This window comes from Dolichospermum sp. UHCC 0260 (assembly GCF_009711985.1).
Classification (GTDB): Bacteria; Cyanobacteriota; Cyanobacteriia; order Cyanobacteriales; family Nostocaceae; genus Dolichospermum; species Dolichospermum lemmermannii.
The window spans coordinates 1-3,148 of record NZ_VIKZ01000107.1 but is presented as its reverse complement, the minus strand read 5'-3'; the positions used below and the strand labels follow the sequence as shown (position 1 = coordinate 3,148).

Sequence of the window (3,148 nt, the reverse complement as noted above, 5' to 3'; positions counted from 1 at the left end):
GGGAACAGATGACTTCCTCCGCCAAGAAAAAGGATCTTGGGCTAACGACAATATTCTGATGGCTCAGGTGTTCTTAAACGACAATAATAGTAATGACATCCTAACCGGGGGACTTGGACAAGATACTTTAACTGGGGGTGCGGGACGAGACCGTTTTGACTACCGCAATTTAGCTGATTCTGTTTTAGGTGGCTTTGATGTTATTACTGACTTCAATGCTAAATCTGGTAATGATTTGTTCCTTGTTGCCTCTGCACGCTCGGCATTTAATAACGTAGGATCTGTCGCAACTCTTGATACAACCGGAATTTCAGCCAGGTTAACCAATACTGCTTTTACAGCTAACTCTGCTGCTCGATTCTCCTTTGGTAGTCGTACCTTTGTAGCTATTAATGATGCTACAGCAGGATTTAATGCTAATACCGATGCCATCATTGAGGTGACAGGATTAACCGGAACTCTGGGACTAAATAACTTTACAACTACCTTAGCGTAGCTTCTGGTATCCTTTAGGGAAACCACATTGTAGAGATGTTTCATGAAACGTCTCTACATCATCCTTGTCATTAATGCAATATGTGGGGTTTTAGCATTGCGCTTTACCCCTACTATAATGTTAGAATAATTAAAATGTAATCATGAAAAAAATCTATGTTGCAAACCATTCAAGGAATCTATAAAAACGGACAAATAGAACTTTCTGAAACACCCCAAGGAATTACCGAAAGTTATGTTTTTGTGACATTCTTACAAACTAAACCCACTGCTTGGCCAGAAATAATTATGCAGCATCAAGGTATAGCAGAAAATATTATCTTTGAATATTATCGAGATGAACTATTACCACCTAAAGAAATAGAATTTTAATCATGGCTTATCTACTCGATACTTGTGTAGTTAGTGATTTTGTCAAGGGAGAACAAAATACATTAAACCAACTTAAATCAATTTCTCCGACGGATCTTTTTATTTCATCTTTAACAGTGATGGAAATAAAATATGGATTAGCAATTAATCCAGCAAAAGCAATCAAAATTCAACCTTTAATTGAAACCTTTTTAATCTCAATTACAGTTTTAAATTTTACTTCACAAGAAGCAGAAAAAGCTGCGGAAATTAGAAGTATTCTTAAAATAGCAGGTTCTCCTATTGGTTCTTATGATGTACTCATTGCTGCAACAGCACTAAGTCATAATCTGATGATTGTGACTTCCAATGTGCGAGAATTTCAAAGAGTGCCTAATTTGCAAATCGAAAATTGGCGATTTCCTGAATAAATCTATACAAAACTTTACCATAAATTATTTTCTAAAAACCATAATAGGATATGAGTATCTAATAGAAAATTCATTATTCTTCCCCATAAAAAGCAGCAATCACTTCTTCTGAAATATCATCAAAATCATCAGCAATCTTCACCTGTCCTTGCCAAAAACCCGCAACTCTTGGCTCTAAAATACCTTGGTTACTCATCTGATTTAAACCCACTTTTTCCACTGTAATATTTTCTGAAGAAATAGGTAAAACTTTCGCCCAAGGAACGCCTTGACGAGTTAGGGTAATTTCCTTATGATTTTGGATATCTGATAATAATTCAAGTAAATTATCAGATAAGTAAGCAATATCAAAAGTTTTTTCTGACATTGTTATTCATCTCCTACTCACTACAACTATTATAGCAAAATTCAGAAATCATCAATAAACATTTAAAATTCAATATTAATAGTATCAGAAAACCAATCACCATCAATTAACTGTTCTAAAGTATAAGGACATTGATCAGGAAAAATGTTTTTCTTTAATCCTGTTTTTGCTATCACATACTTAATAGCTTTTTGATAATTATTTTCTTTTTCTTCATTTAGGTGTTTTCTTAAATTCGTAGTCATATCTGTTTCTAACTCACTACGAAAATTAACAATTTCCGCCGCCCAATGACGACGATTTATGCTTTCTGCTTCCCAATATTCAATTAATAATAAATGAATGATAATTTGTCTTAAATAACTTTCTCCACTGCGTTTAGTATCTCTAACCAAATTTTCTAAAACCTCACTTAAACTATCTAAATCTATATCATTTAATTGATTATTTTTTATTTGTTCCAAAGTCATTTCATACCAGGCTAAATAGTCTGATTTATATAAATTTTTTAAGTTTATTAAGCTATTTGTGCTTAAAGTTTGCATATTTTTACCTCAAAAAATAATATAATTTCATTATACTCCATAAAAATCCTCATCCAGAATTTCCTCAACCCCAAGAGGACAATTTATAGGATACTCACTCGACAGATTAAAAATTGACAATAAAAACCCAATTATTGAAATCCCTTAGATTATAGCAAATCGCCGAAAGTATTGCAAGCTCGTTAATAAATAAAAATAATTCTTAATTAATTATAGCGGTTATCTTTCGGATGCAATACAATGTAGGGCGGGGTTTCCTCGCCCCTACATTGCGCGAAATATAATTTTATCCAACACCAAAAATCAATAACTGGAAATTCTTACTCTGGAGAGACTCTGCGCCTCTGCGTGAGGTAAAATTGTACTCGTGACATTCGTAAATTTCCAATCAAAGGTGTATTTTATGCGGTTACGCTCAATGCAGTTAATTTTTATAGCAGGACTAATGGGGTTACTTTCCTGGATATGGACACCCACAGCCTTAGCATTAACACAGATTAAACTATCTAATATTTCCTACCACGAATGTCCATCAGAACTCACAAGCGGAGTAGTGGGTAGTAGCGGTTCAAATTCTGCTAGTTGCTTTATAGTTACAGGTAAAGCGGAAAATGGCACTCGTAAAACTGTCTATGATGCGGATATTTTTGGGCGCATATATGATGCTAACGGTGATTCAACCTTACAAAATCGGACCCGTCTGGGTTTAATCGCGGAAGTTCCTCCCGGAGTTAGTGATTTTGAATTTAGAATCACTGTCCCTAGTAATCAACCTTTACCATTACAACTTAAACAATTTAAAGCTGCTGGATTTAGCGGACAAGTGAGAAGATAAGAGTGTAGAGACGTTCCTGGGGTAGAAACAGCTTGATAATTTCTACCCATAACTATCCATATATTACTGTTTATCCAAGTCTTCAAGGAGTTGATCAACAAATTCCCTTAACCGTTGCTGCTGT

The 3,148-nt window shown here is 34.5% G+C and carries 6 protein-coding genes; 4 read left to right on the top strand and 2 right to left on the bottom strand.

The features are described 5' to 3' along the window. The 3 genes from FJR08_RS22525 to FJR08_RS22515 all read left to right on the top strand — a co-directional run. The coding region (locus FJR08_RS22525) for a bluetail domain-containing putative surface protein (RefSeq protein WP_305791128.1) at window positions 1–496 on the top strand (496 nt) is incomplete at its 5' end. Between the two features lie 155 nt (window positions 497–651). Next, complete coding sequence (locus FJR08_RS22520) at window positions 652–867, top strand: hypothetical protein (protein ID WP_168634646.1); 216 nt, start codon at window positions 652–654, stop codon at window positions 865–867. 2 nt (window positions 868–869) lie between these two features. Further along, window positions 870–1,277 (top strand): type II toxin-antitoxin system VapC family toxin, encoded by a 408-nt coding sequence (locus tag FJR08_RS22515; RefSeq protein ID WP_168634645.1) that lies wholly within the window; start codon window positions 870–872, stop codon window positions 1,275–1,277. 73 nt (window positions 1,278–1,350) lie between these two features. On the opposite strand, the gene FJR08_RS22510 is transcribed toward FJR08_RS22515, so the two are convergent. Together FJR08_RS22510 and FJR08_RS22505 are read right to left on the bottom strand one after the other, a co-directional pair. After that, window positions 1,351–1,644, bottom strand: coding sequence for a type II toxin-antitoxin system Phd/YefM family antitoxin (locus FJR08_RS22510; protein ID WP_168634644.1), 294 nt, complete (start codon window positions 1,642–1,644; stop codon window positions 1,351–1,353). 62 nt (window positions 1,645–1,706) lie between these two features. Next, on the bottom strand, window positions 1,707–2,189 hold the full coding sequence (locus FJR08_RS22505; protein ID WP_168634643.1) for a DUF29 domain-containing protein: 483 nt from the start codon (window positions 2,187–2,189) through the stop codon (window positions 1,707–1,709). A gap of 403 nt (window positions 2,190–2,592) precedes the next feature. Between FJR08_RS22505 and FJR08_RS22500 the strand changes: the two genes are divergently transcribed. Beyond that, window positions 2,593–3,024: a hypothetical protein gene (locus tag FJR08_RS22500; RefSeq protein ID WP_148765783.1), complete on the top strand. Its 432-nt coding sequence runs from the start codon at window positions 2,593–2,595 to the stop codon at window positions 3,022–3,024. Window positions 3,025–3,148: the final 124 nt, after the last annotated feature.

Excerpts from the sequence above, each read along its gene's own strand:
- FJR08_RS22515 (WP_168634645.1), top strand. The coding sequence starts at position 870 with ATGGCTTATCTACTCGATACTTGTGTAGTTAGTGATTTTGTCAAGGGA.
- FJR08_RS22500 (WP_148765783.1), top strand. The coding sequence starts at position 2,593 with ATGCGGTTACGCTCAATGCAGTTAATTTTTATAGCAGGACTAATGGGG.
- FJR08_RS22510 (WP_168634644.1), bottom strand. The coding sequence starts at position 1,644 with ATGTCAGAAAAAACTTTTGATATTGCTTACTTATCTGATAATTTACTT.
- FJR08_RS22520 (WP_168634646.1), top strand. The coding sequence starts at position 652 with ATGTTGCAAACCATTCAAGGAATCTATAAAAACGGACAAATAGAACTT.
- FJR08_RS22505 (WP_168634643.1), bottom strand. The coding sequence starts at position 2,189 with ATGCAAACTTTAAGCACAAATAGCTTAATAAACTTAAAAAATTTATAT.